A 23,550-nucleotide genomic window follows, 5' to 3' on the forward strand; every position below is an offset into this window, starting at 1 on the left:
TACGGGTGTGAGGAATCCGTTTGGGCGGTTGCGCCGCGTGTGTTGCGTCGCGGGCCTATCGTGTGGGCCGCCTTGCCGCGCCGCCTATCGCGCTGCCCTACCGCACCCGCCTATCTCACCGCTCTACTGCACCGCGATGGTGACCAGCAGCGCCGCATGATCGGAGCCGGTGACCTCCGCCGTCTGGCATTGGCCGGCCGTCATGCCCTGGTCAAGCACCACATGATCGATGCCGGCGAACGCGGGCAGATACTTTCGGTCCATAGGCCAGCTGAAGGTGAATCCATGACCGGACTGGCGGGCCGCGTCCGTGAAGCGGGAGCCGAGGAAGTTGCGGAAGGGCGTGTGGTCGTAGGTGGCGTTGAAATCACCCATGAACACGTATCGCGTGTCGGTGTCGGCGCGCATCAGGGCGAGCTCGTCCAACGAACGCTTCCACTGGCTCCAATAGCCGGGAACCGGGGCGGTGGTGTGCACGGAGACGAATCGCACCCCGGTGCCGGCGAAGTCCACGGTGCTGCCCGGCATGAACGAGGCGCTGGAATTCACATCGTCGTCGGCCGGATCGGACTGTGGCGCGGCCGACCAGATGCCGTTGCCGTACACGCCGTCTGACGACGAGACATTGGCATACGGCAGATAATGCTCGATGCCGGCCTCGTTCAGCCGTTGCACGAAATCGTCGGTCGTCTCTTGCAAGGCCAGCACCTCGATACGCTGGTCGCGCACCAAATCAACGATCTCCTGCGCGTCGGCCTGTCCTTTATAGACGTTGAGCGTCATCACGCGCGCGTAGGCGTCCGACGTGTCGGCCGAGGCCGAGGCCACCGCCTGCTGCGCCTCGTCGGGCAGTGTGGCGGACGGTTGGAAGAACGGCAGCTGCCAATAGACGTTCAATCCGATGGCGGCGACGGCAATCAGCGCCATAACCACGCGGCGGGAGATGATGGCGAGCAGCAACGCGAGCAATGCCAACAACGTGAACCACGGCGTGGCGGAGACGACGATCGGCACATAGGGGAGCTCCTGCAGATCCGCGGGAAGCTCGCGCGCGGCCGTTCCCAGCAGCGCCGCGACGGCGAAGATCCCGGCGAACGCGCCGAGGATGCGGTGCCGTTTTCTGCCTTTGCCTGCCAATGCCGCCATAGTGCCTCCTGTATGTCGCCGAATCGCGTGCGTGATCCGCGAATTGCCACCTTAACGCATGGGGCTTGGCGTGCGCACTCGTTCGTCAGGCTGATTCGCCGGTTTGCACCAAACCGGCACGAACTGTTCGAAGGAAACGCGGGGAGAAAGAAGGAGAAAGAATAGGGGAAAGAATAATCGTGCCCCAGATAGGAATCGAACCTACGACACCATCTTTAGGAGAGATGTGCTCTATCCACTGAGCTACTGGGGCAACGAGTTGATATTGTACACGGATTGCGCGCCAAGCTCGACCAATGTCGCCGTCACGTCGCGCAGTCCGATGGATGCGGCGGAGGAGTCAGTGAATCACTGGGGTGGTTCGTGAATCGCGGGCTCCTGTGAGGCGTGTGTGGGCGAGGTGAGCGGCTTGCCGCGAGGGGCGGGGCTCAGTTGAGATTCGACTGGGTTCCCGCCGTGTCCGCGCCGGAGGACTGCGCGGTCTGCGCGGCGTCCAGCTTGGCGCGCACGTCGTTCAGCAGGCTTTGCGCGCGTTTGGCCAGCGCCTCGCCGATTTCCCACTGGCGCATCGACTGGTCAAGGTTGAGCCCGCCGGCCTCCAGCGCCTGCACGGCCTGGATGAGCTTGTCGCGTGCCTCCTCGTAGGGCATCTGCGCGATCGCCTCGCGCTCCTTGTCGGTCAGGGAGGATGCGGGGGTGGGCTGGGCGTCGGTGTTCTCGGTCATGTGACTGTGCTTTCTGTGAGATCCCTCGACTTCGCTCGGGATGACGGGTAGGTTGCTCGGGATGACGGATGGGTGGATTAGTCGGTGGATGAGGACGTGGCTTGGGCGGTGAGGACGCCGCGCTTCAGGGTCAGGGTGAGCTCGTCGCCGGGATGAGCGTGGGCAGCGTCGTCAAGCACGTGTCCGTCGGCGGTCTGCACGACGGCATAGCCGCGGTTCAGCGTGGACTGCGGGCTGAGCGCGGTGAGCGAGGCGTGCGCTTTCTCTATGGTGAGCGATGCGTCGTCGGCGATGCGTCGCAGACCGATGTCCAGTCGCTGCAGCGCCTCGGTGACGAAGCGCTGGTGCGGCTCGAGCATGGTCAGCGGCTGGGTCAGGCTCGGCCGGTTCGCATAGCCTTCGACCAGTCGGATCTCGTTCTCCACACGGGAGCGCACGCGCAGACGCATCTGGCCGATGGCGTTCTCGATAAGCTGCTGCTGCTCGCGCACGTCCGGCACCACGCGCTTGGCCGCGTCGGTCGGTGTGGAGGCGCGCATGTCGGCTACCAGATCCAGCAGCGTCCAATCGTCCTCGTGTCCGATGGCGGAGACCAGGGGAGTGGCGCAGGCGTAGGCGGCGCGCACCACGCGCTCGTCGGAGAATCCGATGAGATCCTCGAACGCGCCACCGCCGCGGGCCACGATGATCACGTCCACCTGAGGGTCGGCGTCCAACTGTTCGATGGCTTTGACCACATCCGCGGGGCACTGCTCGCCCTGCACGTGCACGTGCACGACCGAGAACTCCACGGCCGGCCAACGCAGATTCACATTGGTGATCACATCGCCTTCGGCGCGGGCCTGCGGCGCGCACACCAAACCGATGCGGCGCGGGAATTGGGGCAGGGGGAGTTTATGGTCCTCGTCGAACAGGCCTTCGCCTTTGAGTCTCTTGCGCAGTTCGTCGATCATGGCTTTCAGACTGCCGCCCGCGCCGACGCGCAGAATCGTGTCGCCGCGCAGCGACAGCGAGGTGCGCTTCATCCACAGGTTCGGCTTGCCATGGATCACCACACGGTCGCCCTGCGCGAATTGCGAGGCCGCGGCGGCGAACTGGCCGAAGCCGTTGACCTCCATCGCGATGTCTTCGAAGTCGTCGCGCAGGGTGATGTAGGCGGAGCCGGCGCGGCGCGTGTTGATCTGCGTGATCTGCCCGCAGACCCAGGCCGAGGGCCAGCGGTCCACAGCCGTGTAGAACTTCTGGCTGAGGATACTCACCGGCCACGGGTTGTCCGCGGTGGTGTCGCCGGCGCGTGCGGGCAGCTGGTCCAGCGGCCGCGGTTCGGCGGGGACATCCACAGCGGCGGGCGCGCCCGGATTCACGGTTCCCATAAACGATGTCATAGCCTTCAAGATTCCTCTATATAAAGGACATGCGCGTCATGGCGGTGTTGCTTCATGCGGGACTGGGATCCCTCGACTCCGCTCGGGATGACGAGAGGGAACACTCGGGATGACGAGAGGGGACACTCGGGATGACGAGAGGGTGCGGCTTTCTCTTTTCGTCATCCTGAGCGGAACGAAGTGGAGTCGAAGGATCTGTGCTCGCGATGCGTCCGCGAAGAGGCCGTGCGCGACACGCTGGGGCGAAATCGTTACCTTAATCACACACATGTAGTTTTGGCGGAAATACGCCAAAAACCACTATAAATAGTAGACACGCCGCATCGCGGTACTAGATATAGGGGTGCCCTTGCCGTACAGTTCATAAAGCTGATTGAATCACACGTGTGTAATTAAGGCAGCACGTACGACCGCCACAGGGGCGGTTCGAGGCACTAGGAAGGACGACCGATGGGCGCACATGTTCTGGAGAACACCGCGAAAACCGAGCAGGCAGCAAGGCATTCCGTGGTGCTGGTGGAGAAGCGCGACGGTCGTATCGTCGACTTCGATCCGCTGAACATCATCTCCGCGGTGAAGTCCGCGTTCGAGGATCTGGACAAGCGCATCGGCCCCGAGGAGGAGAAGCTCATCCGCGGCATCTCCGACCAGATCGAAGGCGAGATCAAGGAACGCTACGCCGGCCCTGCCAAAATCGAAGACATCCAGAACCTCGTCGAGCACGCGCTGATCGAACGCCACCTGTACGACGTGGCCCGCAACTACACGAACTACCGTCTCGACCGCGACATCGAACGCGCCAAGGCCACCGACGTGAACGAGGCGGTCTCCCGCTTCATCAACCATGACCCGACGCTGATCCACGAGAACGCGAACAAGGACTCCAACGTCTACGCCACCCAGCGCGACCTGCTGGCCGGCGCCGTCTCCAAGGCCGCCGCGTTCAACATGCTGCCCCCGGCCGTGTCCAACGCGCATATGAAGGGCGACATCCACTTCCACGACGCCGACTATTCCCCGTTCACCGCGCAGTCCAACTGCTCGCTGCCGAACTTCTGGGATATGCTGGCCAACGGCTTCACCCTCGGCAACGCGCCCATGGCCTCCCCGAAGTCCATCGCCATTGCCGCCACGCAGATCACCCAGATCATGAAGGATGTGGCCTCCAGCCAGTACGGCGGCCAGACCGCCAACCGTGCCGACGAGCATCTGGCCCGCTACGCCCGCAAGGATTACGAGAAGTTCCTTGAGGAGGCGCGTGAGACCATCCCCGACGGCATGCCGGTGGAATTCGCCCGCCGCCAGGTGGAGAACGCCAAGCGCAATGAGCCCTCCAAGCTGCATTTCGGCTCCCGTGAGCCGCTGCCGATGGACACGCCGTTCCATACGGATGTGGACGAGCTGGAGCAGGAGCGTGAGATCCTCGCCAAGATCCGCACCCGCAAGGCCATCTACGATGCCATGCAGACCATGGAGTACCAGATCAACTCCAACCGTGTGAGCAACGGCCAGACCCCGTTCGTCACCATCGGTTTTGGCCTGGGCACCGACTGGTTCGCCCGCGAGATCCAGCGCGCCATGCTGCTCAACCGCATTCGTGGCCTCGGCAAGGAGCATCACACCGCGATCTTCCCGAAGCTCGTGTTCACCGTCAAGCACGGCGTGAACGCCGATCCGGGCGACCCGAACTACGACCTGAAGCAGCTCGCCCTCGAATCCGCCACCAAGCGCATGTACCCGGACGTGGTGTTCTACGAGAACATCGTCAAGATCACCGGCAGCTTCAAGGCGCCGATGGGCTGCCGTTCCTTCCTGCAGGGCTGGATCAACCCCGAAACCGGCCAGGATGAGGAAGACGGCCGCATGAACCTCGGCGTGGTCACCGTCAACGTGCCGCGCATCGCCCTGGAATCCCACGGCGACAAGGAACGCTTCTGGAAGCTGTTCAACGAGCGTATGGAAATCGCGCACCAGGCCCTGCAGTTCCGCATCATGCGCTGCAAGCAGGCCACGCCGGTCAACGCGCCCACCCTGTTCCGCTACGGTGCCTTCGGCCGTCTCGGCGCGAACGACAACATCGACCAGCTGTTCCGCGGCGAGCGTGCCACCGTGTCGCTGGGCTACATCGGCCTGGCCGAGGCGACCGCCGTGTTCTACGGCGAGAACTGGATCCGCGACCATGGCTGGGATCCGGAAGGCAAGGAATTCGCGCTGTCCATCGTCAAGCGCATGAACGAACTGTGCAAGCAGTGGAGCCATGCGGAGGACTACCACTATTCCGTGTACTCCACGCCGGCCGAGTCTCTGACCGACCGCTTCAACCGCATGGACCGCGAGAAGTTCGGCAAGGTGCTTGGCGTGACCGACCACGACTTCTACACCAACTCCTTCCACTATCCCGTGTGGCTGCAGCCCACCCCGATGGAGAAGCTCAACTACGAGAAGGACTTCCCGTACTACGCTTCCGGCGGCTTCATCAACTACTGCGAGTACCCGTGCCTGCAGGACAATCCGAAGGCGCTCGAGGCCGTGTGGGATTACGCCTACAACATCGGCATCGGCTATCTGGGCACCAACACCCCGATCGACCACTGCTTCGAATGCGGCTTCCAGGGCGACTTCGAACCGACCGAAGAGGGCTTCAAGTGCCCGGAGTGCGGCAACTCCAACCCGGATAAGTGCAACGTCACCAAGCGCACCTGCGGCTATCTCGGCTCCCCGGTGCAGCGTCCGATGGTGCATGGCCGTCATGAGGAGATCGCCCATCGCGTCAAGCATATGAGCGGCTCCACCGGCAAGGTGGTGCTGGACGACGGCAACACCCGCGAATGGTTCGAGGACACCAAGTGACCGTTCGCCGCGACTTCGCGGCCGGCGAGACGGGCCGCGGCCCCTCCATTCCCAGCGGCGGATTCGCCAACGATCCGCGCGCTGGGCAATGGGATGGTCGGCGCATGTCCAAACGCATGATCGCCGACTACAAAACCTTCATCGTCACCGACGGCGAAGGCGTGCGCAATTCGCTGTACGTCTCCGGATGTCCGTTCCATTGCGTCGACTGCTTCAACGCCTCCATCTGGGATTTTCAGGCGGGGCATGAGTACACGCAGGCGCTTGAAGACAAAATCATCGCCGACCTGGCCCAACCGTGGGTGCAGGGCATCACGTTCCTGGGCGGCGAACCCATGCTCGCCACGCCGGTGCTGGTGCCGCTCGCGCAGCGCATCCGCCGTGAATTCGGTCATGACAAGGATATTTGGAGCTGGACCGGCTACACGTGGGAGGAGCTGATGCGCGAGGGGGAGACCCCTGATAAGCGCGAACTGCTCGAACTCATCGACATCCTCGTGGACGGCCGCTACTTAAAGCCCCAGCATGACTCGCTGTTGCAGTTCCGCGGCTCCGCGAACCAGCGCATCCTCGACGTGCCCAAGTCTCTGGTCGCGGGCGAGCCGGTGATCTGGGCCAAACTGCACGACCAGGAGCGCTTCATTCCCGAAATCTATGCCAAGGACCGCGCCGCCGGTGAGGGCCAGCAGGCCAGCTAGCCGCCAAGCCGCAGAATACGATTTCGCCGGCGCTCCACTGTGCAAAGCGGGGGAGCGCCGGCGAAATGATTGTTGGGGTTGTTGTTAGGCGATGGAAATCGTCTGGGAAAGGGTATGGGATTCGCCCGGTGCCAGCGTGACGCTTCTGTCGAGACGGGCGACCGCCTCGACGCAGACGAATCCGCGCCACTCGCCCGCCGCCATGTCGCCGATCGCATTGCCCGCCGTCTCGCCGGGATTCCACACCACGGCCTGCGGCGCGCCGGACTTCTCCACGATAAGAGTGCGCTCCATCACGGGATCGTCGATCGTGACCGTGCCGTCGGCCAGATAGGTCCGGTCCACCATGCCATCGAAGGTGATCGGCATTCCGGTCGCGTCGACATGGGGCACGCCGGCCTGGGTGTTGTCGAGATAGTCGGCCGACTCCAATCCCCGCACGGTGATGCGCTCCACATCACCCACCTGAAGATACGTGTGCAGCGCTGCCTCATAGGTGAGCGGCGCATCAGCCTCGTTCGTGACGGTTAACGCCATCGTCAGCTTCTCGCCGACGTTCACCTCATAAACGGCATGGAAACGCGGGGAATCCCCCGCGATCTGGTCGAGCAGTTCAGCGCCGAAATCGGCGGAATCAAGCGTGTAACGCGCGGTCCGGTCGTCGCTGCCCTCGCTGTCGAACCGCCAGAAGCCCACGCGGGCGAACCCGTGCTTCGGCGTCTTGCTCACGGGGCGGCCGCCGTCATAGCCGGTGTTGAACCACGGGAAGATGATGGGCACGCCGCCGCGTATGGCCGTGCCGTCGGCGAGTTGGACCGCCGCGGGATGCCAAATCACCGGCTGCTGGCCGGCGGGGGCGTAGGAGAGGACATGCGCGCCGTAATCGCTGATGGTCGCGGTGGCGTCGTCGTTGACAAGTTCACGAATGATGAAAGCGTTGCTCATGCGCTCCAGTATACGTCGCCGCCCGATGCAGCCGGAGCCTAGGCGCGGCAAGGCGATGGGCGATGCGTTCGACAGAAACGGGAAAAGTGTCGTGTTGTGCGCATTCTGTGAGCGAAAAGGCGCAAACCGCGACCTGTCTGACGAGACGACCGACTACATTACCTATATGAGTAGCTGGGCGTAGCCATGCCCAATCGGCCCCGCGGGGCCCGTATGGCATCCCAGAAACAGAACAGATGAGGACAAGTATGGTTGACGTCTCCGCGACGACTCGCAAGGTCAAGCCGCTGCGTGTGGGATTGGATATTGGTTCGACCACGGTGAAGGCCGTGGTGCTGGACCAGTCCGATGCGCTCGGCGATACCCTGTTCTCCGACTACCGCCGCCATCACGCCAACGTGCGCGCCACCGTGGCGGGATTGTTGGTCGACATCCGTAAAGCGCTGGCCGAGCTCGGCCGAGGCGACGAGCCCATCCGCCTGGCCATCACCGGCTCCGGCGGCCTCGCGCTCGCCGACAGTCTGCATGTGCCGTTCGTCCAGGAGGTCATCGCCGAAACCGAAGCGATCGATGCGGAGTATCCGCAGGCCGATGTGATCATCGAACTCGGCGGCGAGGACGCCAAAATCACCTATCTGAAGCCCACGCCGGAACAGCGCATGAACGGATCGTGCGCGGGCGGCACAGGCGCGTTCATCGACCAGATGTCCACCCTGCTCGACACCGACGCGGCCGGCCTTAACGAGATGGCGAAGGAATACCAGAATCTCTATCCGATCGCCTCGCGATGCGGCGTATTCGCCAAAACCGACTTGCAGCCGCTGATCAACGACGGCGCGGCCAAGCCCGATCTGGCGGCCTCGATCTTCACCGCCGTGGCCACGCAGACCATTGCGGGCCTCGCCTCCGGCCGCCCGATCCACGGCACCGTGATCTTCCTCGGCGGACCGCTGTTCTTTATGAGCGAACTGCGCGCCGCCTTCCAGCGCGCGCTCGAAGGCAAGGTCGACGAGTTCATCGTGCCCACCGACGCCCACCTGTATGTGGCGTACGGCGCGGCCCTGCTCGCCGAAGCCGACACCGACGACGAAGGCAACCACTTCGAATCCCGCCCCTGCAGCGATATTCTGGCCCGTTTGGACGAGCTGGAGAACCTGCCGAGCAACACTCCCACCATGCCGCCGCTGTTCCCCACCGAGGCCGACCGCGAGGCGTTCAACGCCCGCCATCACCGCGAGCATGTGCACGTCGGCACGCTTGAGGGCGCGCGCGGCCCGCACTTCCTCGGCATCGACGCGGGCTCGACCACCATCAAGGCCACGCTCGTCAACGACGACCGTGAGATCGTCTGGTCGTCGTATGCGAACAACGAAGGCAGCCCGCTGACCGCCGCCATCAACATCGTCAAGCAGATCCAATCCGAACTGCCGGCCGAAGCGTGGATCGCCCGCTCCTGCGCCACCGGCTACGGCGAAGGCCTCATCACCACCGGCCTGCATCTCGACGAGGGCGTGGTCGAAACCATGGCGCACTACCGCGGCGCAGAAATGACCAGCCCGGGCGTCACCGCCGTCATCGACATCGGCGGACAGGACATGAAGTATCTGGCCATCAGTGACGGCGTGATCGATTCGATCGCCGTCAACGAGGCCTGCTCATCCGGATGCGGCTCGTTCCTGCAGACCTTCGCCATGTCGATGGGCCTGACCATTCAGGAATTCACGCAGAAGGCCCTCAACTCCACGCATCCGGTGGATTTGGGCTCGCGTTGCACCGTGTTCATGAACTCCTCCGTCAAGCAGGCGCAGAAGGAGGGCGCGAGCATCGAAGACATCGCCGCCGGCCTGTGCTATTCGGTGGTGCGCAATGCCCTGTACAAGGTGATCAAACTGCGCGACTCGGGCGAACTCGGCGACACCGTCGTCGTTCAGGGCGGCACGTTCCTCAACGACGCCGTGCTGCGTGCCTTCGAACTGCTCACCGAACGCGAAGTGACCCGACCGAATATCGCCGGCCTGATGGGTGCGTTCGGCGCCGCCCTCACCGCGCGCATGCATTACACGGACGAGGCGGACGCGATGGACGGCCAGACCGCGGCCGCGGCGGAACCCCAGGCGGAAGCGCCTGTTGATGAACCCGCCAAGCAGCCGTCCGAAGGCTTCCGCGCCACCGGCGAGGTCTCCCATACGGTGGTCGTCGACGGCGTGACCCACACCTGTTCGTCGATTCTGACCGGCGAGGCGCTCGACAACCTGTCGATGACCTCCGAACGCGACATCTGCAAGCTGTGCCAGAACCACTGCAAGCTCACCATCACCACCTTCGCCGACGGTTCGCGCTATGTGACCGGCAACCGATGCGAGCGCGGCGGCGACGCCAAAAAGCAGCGCTCCGACCGTCCGAACCTGTACGACTACAAGTACAAGCGGTGCTTCGCCTACCGCAGGCTCACCGACAAGAACGCCGCCCGCGGCGAAATCGGCATTCCTCGCGGCCTGAACATGTACGAGAACTATCCGTTCTGGTTCACGCTGCTCACCACCCTGGGCTTCAAGGTGATGATCTCCGGCCGCAGCTCGCACGAACTGTTCGAAACCGGCATCGAATCGATCGCCTCCGAGAACATCTGCTACCCGGCCAAACTGGTGCACGGCCATATCAAATGGCTGCTGGGCAAGGGCGTCACCACGATCTTCTACCCGTGCGTGAGCTATGAGGACAACCTCGTCGAGAACGCCGACAACCACTACAACTGCCCGGTGGTGGCTAACTATCCGCTGGTCATCGGCGCGAACATGCCCGAACTGCGCGACGAGAACGTGCGGTACATGCACCCCTACTTCAATCTCGCCAACCACGAGCTGATGGTCGACCGCATCGTCGACGAGTTCGCGTGGGCGAACGTCACGCGCGAGGAGGCCGAAACCGCCGTCAAAGCCGCCTACGCGGAAGACAAGGTGTTCAAGCACGACGTGCAGCAGGAGGGCCTGAAGGCCCTGGCCTACATGAAGGAGCACGACTGCCGCGGCATCGTGCTCGCCGGCCGCCCCTACCACATCGATCCCGAAATCAACCACGGCATCCCCGAGACGATCTGCTCGCTGGGCATGGTGGTGCTGTCCGAGGATTCGGTGTGCGAACTGCAGCCGGGGGAGAAGCTCAACCTCACCGAATTCCTCGGCCAGGACGAAACCGACCCGCGCGCCAAGAACGCGAACGGATTCCGCCATGTCGGCGACCGCAAGGTCACCACGATGCCGCTGCGCGTCACCAACCAGTGGGCCTACCACGCGCGCCTGTACACGGCAGCCAACTTCGTCGCCTCCTACCCGGGATTGGAGCTTGTGCAGCTCAACTCCTTCGGCTGCGGCCTCGACGCCGTCACCACCGATCAGGTGGCCGAGATCCTCGCCGACAAGGCCGACGTGTACACGCTGCTGAAAATCGACGAGGTCTCCAACCTCGGCGCGGCGAAGATTCGTCTGCGCTCGCTGAAGGCCGCCATCGAAGAGCGCGAACGCAACAAGTCCGCCATCGACACCACCGAAGCGCCCATCTCCGTTGACTCCGTCGACCCGACCTCTTCCTCCGTCATCCCGAGCGAAGTCGAGGGATCCCCCGACGAATCCGCCATCCAAGCCCAGGCCGATCTCGCTGCCGCCAAGGCCGAGCTCGCCAAAGCCCAGGCCGCGGTCGACGCCGCCGAAGCCAAGCTCGCCGCCCGTACGGCCCCGAAATCCACGGGATTCCGCAAAACCGGCTCCGAAGCGCCGACTCCGGGCCGCCAGGTGCTGCTCGACGCCACGATGAAGGCCAATCCGAAGCTCACCCAAGCGGTCAAGGACGCTTCGAAGCGCGCCTCGGAGAACGCCGCCCAGAAGAAGTCCGGCTCCAGCCACAACAACGCGACGATGAGCCGCTACGCGAACCGTGTGCCCTTCGGCAAGTCCATGAAGAAGGACTACACGATCGTGGCGCCGCAGATGAGCCCGATCCACTTCTCGCTGGTCGAATCAGTGATCCGTTCCGGCGGCTACAAGTTCGACATCCTCGAGCATGCCAGCCATGAGGATGTGGAGACCGGCCTCAAATACGTGAACAACGACGCCTGCTATCCGGCCATTATGGTCATCGGACAGCTGGTGGACGCGATCATCGAAGGCAAATACGATCCGGACACCACGGCTCTGGCCATCACTCAGACGGGCGGCATGTGCCGTGCGACCAACTATTTCGGCCTGATCCGCAAGGCGTTGGTCGACGCGGGCTATCCCCAGATTCCGGTGATCGCCATCTCCACGCAGGGCATTGAAGACAATCCCGGCTTCACCGCCACGCCCACGCTGCTGCATCGCGCCGTCAAGGCGCTGATCATCGGCGATCTGCTGATGAAATGTCTGTACCGCGTGCGCCCCTACGAGGCCGAACCCGGTTCCGCGGACGCGCTGTACCGCCAGTGGGACACCATCGTGCGCGAAACGCTCGAGCATCATGGAACGTCCAAAACTGCGCGCAAGGTGCTGGGCATCGGCAAGGGCTATCTGCCGTACCCCAAGCTCGTCAAGGAGATCGTCAAGTCCTTCGACGCGCTGCCGCTGAAGGATATCCCGCGCAAGGTGCGCGTCGGCGTGGTGGGCGAGATTCTCGTCAAATACCAGCCGGACGCGAACAATCATGTGGTCGACGTCATCGAATCGCAGGATTGCGAGGCGGTGGTGCCCGGCATCATGGAGTTCATGACCACGCGTCCCTACATCTCCGACTGGAACGAGCGTAACCTCGGCACCGGCGGCAGCAAGCTGGGCTATGCGCTGATGCGCTGGGGCCTGGACCGGTATATGAATCCGGTGCGTGCCGCGATCGCCACGGCCAACGGCAAGTTCCAGCAGGACGAACCGATGCCCGAACTCGTCAAGAAGGCCTCCGAAGTCACGTCGATCGGCGTGCAGGCCGGCGAGGGTTGGCTGCTGACCGCCGAGATTCTGGAGCTCATCGAACAGGGATGCCCGAATGTGGTGTGCGCGCAGCCCTTCGCCTGCCTGCCCAACCATGTGACCGGACGCGGCATGTTCGGCAAAATCCGCCGACTGCATCCCGAGGCCAACATCGTGAGCATCGACTACGATCCGGGCGCCAGCGAGGCGAACCAGCTCAACCGCATCAAACTGATGATTGCCGCCGCCAAAAAAGCCGCCGCCAATCAAGTGGATGCCGCCGCTTCCTGACGTCGGAACGATGCCATTTCAGTGAGGATGCCGCCTGTGCGAAGGCGGCATCCTTCGTTTGGCGCGCATAAGGGTCGATGAGGGAGATATGCCAGCGTGCAACTGGTATCGCGTGCCGAGCGGTGGACGCGACGGCTCAGCGCGGCTGGACCGGCGCGTCAGGCCAGAGCGTAGCTGGTGCTGCGTGCCGAGCCGGAAGAGACGATGCTGCCTTCCTTCTCGAGTTTGCGCAACACGTAGGCGGCCCTGTTCTTATTGATGCCCAGCGACCGTTCTATCTCCAGTCGGCTCATAGGGCCATTGCGTTTGGCGATCAGCTCGAGCGTGAGCCGCTCCAACTCGCTGGATGTCGGACTCGGGGCAGCAGAGCTGGCCACTTCCTCTGACTGCGCTTTTTGGCGAGATGTACCCGCATGATGTTGCGGCTGCGCACCGTCGTATGTGATTTGGTTGACTGCACGCAACTCCATACGGTCAAGGACGGAACCATCCGGCATAACGATATGCGCATTGCCTTGCACCGGTGCCAGAATCACTGCGTCCGGAGCGTCGTTGCGAGGTGCGTCCGCAGACGTTTGCTGCGCGACCGTTTCGACGATGAGTTCGTCCGCTTCATCTGCGTGGGCGAGGTCCCCTCCCAATGTGGCGAATTGGGTGTAGGAATGCCGTTGTTCTCCGCGTTTCCTCGCGATGGCGGAGGGGCGCGAAGGAGAGCCCCCACCGTTGGGCTGGGAGGCGGTTTCTCCTCCGGAACTTGACGGTCCGCTTTGTTTGGGGAGCGTCAGCGAGAAGAACGCGGGAGATGTTTGGATCCAAGGTTGGTTGCCATATCCCTCGTATTGGCGTGTTATCGAAGGGATACCCATGCCGTAGCTTTCGATAAGCCGCAGACGGTAGAACACGTCGGCAAGCGTGCGGTTGCGGGGCATGGACATGCCGTTCAGGGCATCGGCGAGTGCGATATTCAGCGGGAGTCCGCCCGGTGAGATGAACTCCGCCCGGTCGGCGTAGATGTTGATGAAAGTGGTTCCCGTGGAATCGTAGTCGCGGTGCACGATGGCGTTCAGCAAGGCTTCGCGTAAGGCACTTGGAGGCCACGCGTGATGGTCGCTGCGGTAGAGTCCGTCGAATGTGGCCGATTGTGTGTTGTTCAGTTCCAAGAATCGGTAGGCGTCCTCCAGCTGCCGCAGTATCGAGCCAGTGAATTCCTGTCTGTCGATGAACGCGGATGCCTTGGTGGTTCCGGAGAACACCGCGCTTTTTATGGTGTGGTTGCATTGGTCCGAAAGCAACAATGCCGTGTTCGTGTACAGCTCGTTTTCGTTCACCAGTCCGAGTGTGCGCCGCTGCTTGTCTCCCCACTGCACGTCATGCTTGTGAAAATACGCGGCCGCATATTCGAAGGTGAGTTCCTGCCGCAGACAGGGCGACGAATCGAACGCCATATCGTCGCTTTCACGAAGCAGACGACGAATCTGATGTTCGCTTGCGGGCACCGAAGACACACCATGTCGGATGAACACTCCGGGAGACGTCAGTCCTTTGCTTCGCAGATAGTAGGGGCGTTGTGTGCCCCTCAACACAGTGACGTGCACGATTTCGTGAGGGCGTCCCTCCTCGTCGTTCACGCATTCGCGCGTGATGTCGGTATATGCCGTGAGATCGGGTCTGATGGCGTTGCGAATCATATCTCCGACCGCGCCCATAACGGAGTCTGGATCGTCAAGCCCGACGGGATTGCCGTCATCGTCGAATCCGATATAGAGGTCGCCGCCTTCACAGTTGGCGAATGCGATGATTTCCTTTTTCGTCCATTCGGTAAGCTGCCTTTTGAGCTCAACCGTGGAACTCTCCCGCAATAGGGTCATGGTGGCCTCCTTACCTTATTTATGTCTTCCACTGTAATTCATCGATAAGACATCGATGAATTCATCGATGACATAGCACTGGGTATGCGATAGGAGGCTATCGATTATTCGTATAGCGGATTGGGGTGCGTTCGGCCAGCCCGTATGCGCACTCGAATACGATGGTGAAGCATGGTTACTCCACGGATTAGTTACGCGCACCTGTTGGCCACGCCCAATCCGAAGCATGTCGACAGTCTGTTGGCGTTCTTCGAGAACGGCCGCGCCCAGCGCGGCACGGGCGGCTTCGGCGTCGAAATCGAGCATCTGCCCGTGCATAACGCCGACGACACCGCCGTGAGCTATTACGAGCCGAACGGCGTCGAGACGCTGCTGCAGCGGCTGCGCCCGTACTACGACGAATCCAAGGAATACTGGGAGAACGGCCATCTGGTGGGGCTTGCCCGCGAGGGCGTGTCCGTATCCCTCGAGCCCGGTGGCCAGGTGGAGACCTCCATCGGCGTACTGCATGCGCCTGAGGAACTCAACGCCCTGTACTCCCGGTTCCGCGCGGAGGCCGACCCCATCGTGGCCGAGTTGGGCTGGCGATTCGTCGCCTACGGGTACCAGCCGAAATCCAGCTTCGCCGACGTGCCGGTGAACCCCAAAGACCGCTATGATGCGATGACCGCGTATCTGGGCCGCGTGGGCCAGTTCGGCCCCTGCATGATGCGCTGCTCTGCCTCCACGCAGGTGAGCATCGACTTCGTGGACGAACGCGACGCCGTCGCCAAAATGCGCATCGGCACCGCCATCGGCCCGATCCTCGCCTGGTTCTTCCGCAATTCGCCGTATTTCGAGGGGCGAATCAACCCCTATCCGCTGCTGCGCCAGCGCATGTGGGATTATCTCGACTTCCAGCGCACGAATGTGATTCCCGGACTGTTCGACCAGCGTTTCGGTTGGGAGGACTACGCCATCGACGTGCTGTCCACGCCGCTGATGTTCGCCGACCTCACGCACACTCCGGAGGCGCTCGAATCCGGCGCGAGCGGCAAAGAGCTGCACCGCGCCGCCTTCCATGAGAACGCGGGCGACGTCTATCCGGACCGCGAGCTCAACGCCTACGAGATCAACCACATTATCTCCACGCATTTCAACGATGTGCGGCTGAAGAACTTCATCGAACTGCGCCACTGGGATTCGCTGCCCGTCGAACGCGCCGAACGGCTCACTGAAATCGTCGCCTCGCTGTTCTATGTGCCCGCCAACCGCATCCGCTTGGAAAGCTACTTCGACGGTCTGCGCGAGGTGGATGTGCTCGAAGCCAAAGCCAACATCCAGGCGCATGGCCGCGACGCCAACCCTTACGGCCAGCCGCTCGATTTCTGGCAGGAGTTCCTGAATCTCGAAGGCATTCTCGCCGACGTCCCCGGTGATCCCGCCCATCCGGACGTGTTCCAGTCGTAACCGTTACCGGTATCCGTCCCACGTGGGGGAGGGGAAGAGCACCCGCTCGGCCCGCTCCCACAGTTCGACCATCGTCTCGTTGGGATTGGTCAGCGACTGAATCTGCACGCCGTCCATCGCGAAGAACACGGTGACGATCAGGTCGTGCAGGCGTTCGGGATTGCGATACTCTTCGGGCAGATTCCATGAGCCGCTCATCATGTCGTGCAATACGGCTTGGTGGCGGTTGACGTAGAAATCATGCGCGGGATGGTGCGGGTCGGACGCCTCGATCGCCAGACGCATGAACAGCGACACCAGCTCGGGTCGCTGCGCGTTGGTGCGCACCACCTCGCGGATGGCGGAAGGATAATTCCGCAGCTGATGGTCGTTCGTCTCGGAGTCGCCATGTCCGTCAGGCTCGTCGGATTCGTCGGGCAAGTTGGGTTCGTCCGGCTCGTTGGACTGAGATTGCTTGTGCCCGTCGGGGCTTTTGAGAAAATCCGTGCTGGTGTCGTAGTAGGTTTCGATGATTTGCGCCAGCAGTTCCTCGCGGCTTTTGACATAATGCCCCAGCCCTGGGAGTGTGAGCCCCACCGCGTCGGCCAGCGACTGCATGGAGAATCCGTATGATCCATATCGGCTGATCAATGTGATGGCCGCCTCGATGATCTGCGCGCGCCGTTCCTCGGCGTTCATCCGCACCCGCTTGCCGATGGGGCGGAACTCGCTGCGCTGTTCGTTCATCAGATGAACCTCCTATGTCCCCTTCCGCTACCGAGGGTAGCAGAACGCGGTGCTGGATGCCGCTCGAGACACGACACGCCGAATCACTATCTTATATATCTAAGATATAAAATAAGACCGTGGCAAGCAAGGATCGCCTGCCACTAGGGGAGCGGCTGAGCTCCCGACGAACCGCCTCGCGAGAACGGCATGGTCGCCATCGCACACGGTTCGCAAGAAGTAGAAAGAAGCAAGGAGATTACCATGTCTCAAGTCGAACAAACCACTTCGGGTGCCGGCACGCTCTCGAAGGCGAACAAGATGCGCTTCTGCATCGCGTTCTTCGTCTTCTCGTTCTGCTGGATGCTGGCCCTTCAGGTCGTGGCGGCGGTGCTGCTGCCGCAGCGTCTGGCCGACATCGCCCCCGATTCCAAAGACGCGATCTTCGGTGTGCTCAACTCCGCCACCGCGCTCGCCTCACTGATCTCGAACCTCGTGGTCGGCAACCTCTCCGACCGCACCCGCTCCATCTTCGGCCGCCGCACCCCGTGGATCGCCTCCGGCGGCATCCTCGCCGGCGTCACCCTGTTCGGCGTGGGCGTGCTGCCCAACGGCTTCCTTATCGGCGTGAGCTACTGCCTGGCCATGGTGGGCCTGAACATGATGATCGCACCGATCATCGCCTCCCTCTCCGACCGCGTGCCCGAAAGCATGCGCGGCACCATGAGCGCGTTCATCTCCGCCGGCACTCTGTTCGGCTCCGCCCTCGGCCAGATCGTGGGCGCGCAGTTCATCACCATGCAGCTGCCCGGCTTCATCGTCTCCGGTGTGGTGATGGCGCTTTCTGGCGTGCTCGCCGTCATCTTCTGGCCCAAGGAGGCCTCCAGCAAGGACATGCCCAAGATGGAGGGCAGCCTCAAGGACCTGCTGGTCAGCTTCCGCCCGCCGACCAAGGGCGCGCGCGACTTCTGGCTCGCCTTCGCCGGCCGCTCCCTGCTGCTGTTCAGCTACTACATGATCCTCAACTACCAGCTCTACATCCTGCAGGACTACATCGGCCAAAGCGTCGAGGACTCCGCCGTCACCATCTCCACCATGAGCCTAGTGCTGATGGTCGTCTCCCTGATCTCCGCCCTCTCCGCCGGTCCGATCTCCGACAAGATCGGCCTGCGCAAGGTGCCGGTCGTGGTCGCCAGCATCCTGCTCGCCATCGGCTACGCCCTGCCCTGGCTGATGCACAGCCCGCTCGGCATGATCCTGTTCAGCGCCATCGGCGGCTTCGGCTACGGCATGTACGGCTCCGTCGACCAGGCCCTCAACGTCGACGTGCTGCCCAACGAGGAGGAAGCCGGCAAGGACCTCGGCATCCTGAACATCGCCACCACGCTCGGCCAGATGGTCGGCCCGATCGTCACCTCCGCCATCGTGGTCGCCACCGGCTCCTATCAGCTGGTGTTCCCGACCGCCATCGTGCTGGTCACCCTCGCCTGCGTCTTCATTATGATGATTAAGAAGGTCAAGTAGCCTCCCGCCTCATCAGCACAGTCGCGGCCGGAGTCGCCGACGCCATACCCAGGCGGATTCCGGCCGCGCAACCTCCGCAAGCCCGTCTTACCAGTCCCGCAACACACGCCCACACCCCACCCCAAGAAAGGACACGTCCATGACCACCTTCATCGACCCGAACCGCGAAATCGGACGCATCGACCCCAAGCTGCACGGCCAGTTCATCGAATTCCTCGGCGAATGCATCGACGAAGGCCTGTGGGTGGGGGAGGACTCGCCGATCGAGAACGAACAGGGCTACCGCAAAGGCACGCTCGACGCCCTGCGCGCCCTCGAACCCCCGCTGCTGCGCTGGCCCGGCGGATGCTACGCCGACACCTACCACTGGCGTGACGGCGTGGGGCCGCAGTCCGAACGCAAAACCACCTTCAACGAGAACTTCGCCACCTACGAGCTCGACGACCACAGCTTCGGCACCGACGAATTCCTGCGCCTGTGCGAGATGCTGGGAGCGGAGCCGTGGATCAACATCAACATGCTCTCCGGCACCGTGGCGGAGATGAAGGAATGGATGGAATACTGCAACCGCGAACAGCCCACCGACGTGGCGCTCGAACGCGCAAGCAACGGCCATGAGGCGCCGTACGGCGTCAAATACTGGGGTATCGGCAACGAGGTGTGGGCCGGCGGCGGCACCATGACCCCGTCCACCTACATGGACGAATACCGCCGCTTCGCCTCCGCGATGCCGAAGTTCACCACCGACGTTTTCGCCCCCTCGCCGATGTACGCCATCGCCTGCGGTCCCGACGGCAACAAGCCGCGCGAACGCGAGGCGTGGACGCAGGACTTCTTCCGTGCGCTCGCCGAATACCGCCAGCCGCCCATCAACGGCTACGACCTGCACTTCTACAACTGGAATGTGGACAATGACGCCGACACCCCGACCGAATTCGACGAGGCCGGCTGGAACACCGTGATTGACGGCTGCCTGGAGTTGGAAGATATTCTGCGCGACCAGTGGCGTCTTATGCAAGACGGCCTGGCGCTGATCCACGAGCCCGAAGTCGCCATGGACACCAAGCTCGAGCATGTCGACCTGATCATCGGCGAATGGGGCAACTGGCATAAGACCGCGTTCTTCGCCCGCCCGGCCCTGAAGCAGCAAGTGACCATGCGCGACGCGGTCACCACCGCGCTCACGCTCGACCTGCTGCAGCGCAACTGCGACAAGGTGTCGATGGCTTGCAACGCGCAGACCATCAACGTGCTCAACTCGCTGGTGCTCACCGAAGGCGAGGCCACCATCCTCACGCCGAACTACGACGTGTTCATGATGTACAAGGCCCACCGCGGTGCCGTCGCACTCGACGTGCCGCGTCAGGACGCCGCGGACGAGTCGGTCTACACTTTCGCCTCCAAGTCGGCGGATGGCAAGGAGCTGCTCGTGAACCTCACCAACGCGCATATGAACGATGCCGCCGAGGTCACCGTGGTGATTCCGGCCGCCGCGCGCGTCGAAGAGGCGACCGTGCTGACCGCCGCCGATCCGCACGACTGCAACACCGCGGAACAGTCCGATCTGGTCCGCGCCCATGCGGTGCCGGTTGAGGGCATGGTGAAGGCGACCGTCGCTGGTTCCGGCACCGAACTGGTCGTCTCGCTGGCTCCCGCTTCGGTGAACACGCTGCGCATCGCGCTCGCGTAACGCAGAGCCGTTCTTTATCGCTTATTGGTCATTCGCGCGTTTCGCACGTTCCCTATTTGGGGACGTGCGAAACGCGTATTGCGTGGTGGGCGGTTGCGCGCCCTCACGGGGCCAATCGTATGGGAATGCGGGGCATCAGAGACTGGAATGAGGTCGAATACGTTTGGAAAGGGGTTTGAAAGGGGGAGTATTTCGCGCGTATTTTTCTGACGAAGACTGTAGTTCTGGATGTCGGAAAGGTTTGCGGGGGATGGCACGTCGGGGGTTCAATCAGCAGCAATTGGCGTATTTACGGGCTTTACCCGTGGTGAAATCGGCTTCTGAGACTCGAATTGTGTATACCGATGAGTTTCGACGCGAATGTATGCGGCGGTATAAGAACGGCGAGTCCGCGATACAGATTTTCCGCGATGTGGGACTGGATCACCGCCTGATCGGACGTAAGAGGATTGAACGGTGCGTGGACCGATGGCGCAATCAGGAGCGTGATCGACAGGAGTCTCGCCGCGGCGAATTGTTGGCGTATGGGGACGGCGATGCCGTTGCGGAGGAGTCCGCGACGGTGAGGGATGCGCTGATTGTGAGGCAGCTGATGCGTATTCGCGAGCTGGAGGATCAGGTTCGCGAACTACAAGCCAAAGTGGCTGAATTATCTACGGGGGCAGGCTCTCGGCCTATGTGATTTCGGGGGAAACCCCAATCTTGCTTGTGCTCGGCATTGGTGGGAATGGTCGGTTTGGGGACTCCCGCAGCGCAACGAATGCCATGTTGGGGGGTATTCGTCACCAAGGGTGGTGACGTGATTTTTGGGGATGCGGGTGCATTTTATAGGGGGGGGGGGGCATTTGCAGCTAAAACTCTAAGGAGTAGTTGTCATAGGTGATGAAGGGATGAGCGATGCCTCAACACAATCGCGATAAAGGAAAGCGGTGGCTGTCTCGTCTGATGAGCGGCGTTGTGGCCGTGGCGACGGTGGCATGTTTGGGCGTAGGCGCCGGCATCGCATCCGCTCAGACCGCCGGCGAAGAAACCCTCTATGAAACGACTCAGTCGGAAACGACCGAGTCGGAGACGATGACACAAAGCGATTCTGACAAGTTGCTTGAATCAATCAACGATGCGTTGTCCGATGAAGATTTCGCTGATGATGATTTCGTCGATGAGGATGCGACGGTTGAAGCCGATGACACGAAAACTGACGAAGTGACTATCGAAACGCCATCCCAATCAGGACTTCTCGAAACGACATCCGATGATGGGGGTGAGAAGCTGATTCTGCCTTCTTGGAATTACCGAAGCGGTGAAGGTCAGCCGAATTTTCTCCAGATCACTTTCATGAACGACTATATGAATTATCTTCCGGATTATAATGTGACGCTTAAACTCACGCCGATAATGGGATTCTATAATGATGCGGCCGGCGGGGAGATTAGCGCAGAGGATGTTCCTATGCCGCGCAATGGCGAAGGCGCCACGGAATGCCCAATCTCGCAAGGCCTATCATGCGAAGTGACAACGACATATGCTGCTTCCAGTACGGCGGTGTTTGGAGGACGCGAGAGCTGGTTCGAGTTCGATAATCGTGAGGCCACGTATTACTACTTGGTCAGTGTAAAGAAATCGGATAGGGATGGCGTTACCAATTCTATGCGCGTCTTTCTTATCAAAGAAAAGGTTTACCTAGATGTTGTGCTCTGGAACTCCTGGGCTGATTACGAGATCATCACCAACGAAACGGGGTCATTGTTAACTTCTCGGGTGCTTGTGGATAAGGGCAATGATGAATACAGTTCGGCGTTTTCTCTGAACGCTTTGTCGGACGAAACTCTTTCAGGGACGGGCAGTTTTGGAACGGCAGACAGCTGGAATTTAACGTTTAATGCTTTCCCGTCATTAAATGTGGAAATTGGTGCCAAAAAACAAATTCAGGGCGAGGTTGCGCAAGAGGACTCAGATGGACGGTTTTCGCTTTTGCTGCAACGAGACGATTCCTCGAATCCAATGCCCGGAGGCACACGAGGGATTCCTTATACCGCAGACGGCTACTACGACGTTCAATATCGATACGATGAGGATAGAGAACTGTTGGTTTTTTCATTAGCCAGTCCATCAGATGAGTGGAATTCCTGCAAGGAAAATACCGTCTGTGGTACCGTGTCGGGCGCGTTCACGGACAAGAACAAGGATGATATCTCGAATACGTTATCGAGTGACTTTTCGATTCCGTTCTCATACCTCGACTGGTTCTACAAACAGTGGCATGATGAGCCGGTGACGTTTACATACACCTTATGTGAACAGGCGCCTGGTGATGTCGAGACGTGTGTGGCAGATGCTACGGACGTGTGGGACACGACGAGCACAAAGTCGTATGTGAAAGACGGTGTGGTATATGACGCATCGAAGTACACGGTCTCGGTGACCATTAGTCATTCCAAGGCTGATAGACAGATGGCCTCATCCGTCACATACACCCAGATTGTGGATGAGGATGGCAACAAAGTCAGCAACGGCACGGAGTCGGAGGACAAGCCGACGTTCGTGAACACCCGCCAAGGTGTGACCTGGTCCAAGGTCGCTGAAGGCACTGAGGAGTTGCTTGGAGGGTCGGAATGGACGATCACGTCGGAACAGACCAAGGAACAGCAGACCGTCGAAGACTGCGCCGCCGCGTCTGAGGATGAATGCACCGGTCTCGACAAGGATCCGGTAGCCGGCCAGTTCTTGGTCAGAAGCCTCAATCCCGGCACCTACCAGTTGCGCGAGACCAAAGCCCCCGACGGCTATCGGAAATATGCCAAGGATTACACCTTCACCATCACTGGCGAGGGTTCCGATAGTGAAGTGAAAGTGGGGCCGATCTCCAATCCATTGGGTTGCGTGAAGTGGCAAAAAGTCGACTCCTCGAGCAACAAGCCGATTGGTGAATCGGAATGGACCATCACCCGAGTGAAAAACGCGCAAGGTGAAGACGTCACCGAAGCCTCGATTGAGGTTGTGGACAACGGAACGAATGACCAAGATTCTGTTGCGGGACAAATCCATGTGACCGGCTTGAAGACCGGCACCTACCGTCTGGTGGAAACCAAAGCCCCTGATGGGTATCAGGATTCCTCGAAAGAATACGAATTCGTTATATCGGAGGACATCACAACTGAGACCGCCGACTGCGTGACTGTGAACTCTGGAGTCATCAGCAACGATCGCATTGTCATTGAATCTCTGCCGATGACCGGTGGTGATTTTGAAGCCACGCCATATATTGCGATGGGAATTCTGTTGGTCGCCGCCTTGGCGCTTGGGGTGGTTACCACACGATCGAAAGGCGGTCGTATCTGAG

General features: G+C 61.5%; 13 protein-coding genes and 1 tRNA gene. 7 read left to right on the plus strand and 7 right to left on the minus strand.

Translation table 11 applies throughout. The features are described 5' to 3' along the window. Positions 1 to 123: 123 nt before the first annotated feature. The 4 genes from AC1AV0_RS07055 to xseA form a co-directional block, all read right to left on the minus strand. On the minus strand, positions 124 to 1,146 hold the full coding sequence (locus tag AC1AV0_RS07055; protein ID WP_476572526.1) for an endonuclease/exonuclease/phosphatase family protein: 1,023 nt from the start codon (positions 1,144 to 1,146) through the stop codon (positions 124 to 126). Between the two features lie 180 nt (positions 1,147 to 1,326). Next, positions 1,327 to 1,399, minus strand: a tRNA-Arg gene (locus AC1AV0_RS07060). A 175-nt stretch (positions 1,400 to 1,574) separates the two neighbouring features. Beyond that, entirely contained in the window at positions 1,575 to 1,871 is a 297-nt protein-coding gene (locus AC1AV0_RS07065) for an exodeoxyribonuclease VII small subunit (protein ID WP_476572528.1), read from the minus strand. A gap of 77 nt (positions 1,872 to 1,948) precedes the next feature. Beyond that, positions 1,949 to 3,256, minus strand: a complete 1,308-nt coding sequence (gene xseA / locus AC1AV0_RS07070; RefSeq protein WP_476572530.1) for an exodeoxyribonuclease VII large subunit — start codon at positions 3,254 to 3,256, stop codon at positions 1,949 to 1,951. A gap of 450 nt (positions 3,257 to 3,706) precedes the next feature. On the opposite strand from xseA, the gene nrdD reads away from it, so the two are divergent. Both nrdD and nrdG read left to right on the plus strand, forming a co-directional pair. Further along, entirely contained in the window at positions 3,707 to 6,106 is a 2,400-nt protein-coding gene (gene nrdD / locus AC1AV0_RS07075) for an anaerobic ribonucleoside-triphosphate reductase (RefSeq protein ID WP_476572532.1), read from the plus strand. Then, positions 6,103 to 6,804 carry an anaerobic ribonucleoside-triphosphate reductase activating protein gene (gene nrdG, locus AC1AV0_RS07080; protein ID WP_476572534.1) on the plus strand — a complete coding sequence of 234 codons (702 nt, stop codon included), beginning with the start codon at positions 6,103 to 6,105 and terminating at the stop codon, positions 6,802 to 6,804. Before nrdD ends, nrdG begins: the two co-directional genes overlap by 4 nt. A gap of 84 nt (positions 6,805 to 6,888) precedes the next feature. Here nrdG and AC1AV0_RS07085 read toward each other — a convergent pair whose 3' ends face one another. Beyond that, complete coding sequence (locus AC1AV0_RS07085) at positions 6,889 to 7,749, minus strand: D-hexose-6-phosphate mutarotase (protein WP_476572536.1); 861 nt, start codon at positions 7,747 to 7,749, stop codon at positions 6,889 to 6,891. Positions 7,750 to 7,997: 248 nt separating this feature from the next. Here AC1AV0_RS07085 and AC1AV0_RS07090 point away from each other — a divergent pair, with 248 nt between their 5' ends. After that, positions 7,998 to 12,974, plus strand: a complete 4,977-nt coding sequence (locus tag AC1AV0_RS07090) for an acyl-CoA dehydratase activase-related protein (RefSeq protein ID WP_476572538.1) — start codon at positions 7,998 to 8,000, stop codon at positions 12,972 to 12,974. A gap of 158 nt (positions 12,975 to 13,132) precedes the next feature. Here the strand turns inward: AC1AV0_RS07090 and AC1AV0_RS07095 are convergent, their stop codons facing one another. Beyond that, the gene (locus AC1AV0_RS07095) at positions 13,133 to 14,842 is read right to left on the minus strand and encodes an ATP-binding protein (RefSeq protein WP_476572540.1); all 1,710 of its coding nucleotides are present in this window, start codon (positions 14,840 to 14,842) and stop codon (positions 13,133 to 13,135) included. Positions 14,843 to 15,013: 171 nt separating this feature from the next. Here AC1AV0_RS07095 and AC1AV0_RS07100 point away from each other — a divergent pair, with 171 nt between their 5' ends. Then, positions 15,014 to 16,291: a glutamate-cysteine ligase family protein gene (locus tag AC1AV0_RS07100; protein ID WP_476572542.1), complete on the plus strand. Its 1,278-nt coding sequence runs from the start codon at positions 15,014 to 15,016 to the stop codon at positions 16,289 to 16,291. Between the two features lie 3 nt (positions 16,292 to 16,294). Here AC1AV0_RS07100 and AC1AV0_RS07105 read toward each other — a convergent pair whose 3' ends face one another. Further along, a complete protein-coding gene (locus AC1AV0_RS07105; protein ID WP_476572544.1) occupies positions 16,295 to 17,017 on the minus strand; it encodes a TetR/AcrR family transcriptional regulator in 723 nt (240 codons plus the stop codon). Between the two features lie 243 nt (positions 17,018 to 17,260). Between AC1AV0_RS07105 and AC1AV0_RS07110 the strand changes: the two genes are divergently transcribed. From AC1AV0_RS07110 to AC1AV0_RS07120, 3 genes are all read left to right on the plus strand, one after another. Beyond that, positions 17,261 to 18,520, plus strand: a complete 1,260-nt coding sequence (locus AC1AV0_RS07110) for an MFS transporter (protein WP_476572546.1) — start codon at positions 17,261 to 17,263, stop codon at positions 18,518 to 18,520. Positions 18,521 to 18,659: 139 nt separating this feature from the next. Beyond that, positions 18,660 to 20,210: an alpha-N-arabinofuranosidase gene (locus tag AC1AV0_RS07115; RefSeq protein ID WP_476572548.1), complete on the plus strand. Its 1,551-nt coding sequence runs from the start codon at positions 18,660 to 18,662 to the stop codon at positions 20,208 to 20,210. A gap of 897 nt (positions 20,211 to 21,107) precedes the next feature. Next, entirely contained in the window at positions 21,108 to 23,549 is a 2,442-nt protein-coding gene (locus AC1AV0_RS07120; protein ID WP_476572550.1) for an MSCRAMM family protein, read from the plus strand. Position 23,550 lies beyond the last annotated feature (1 nt).

The organism is Bifidobacterium sp. LH_558, from assembly GCF_056356295.1.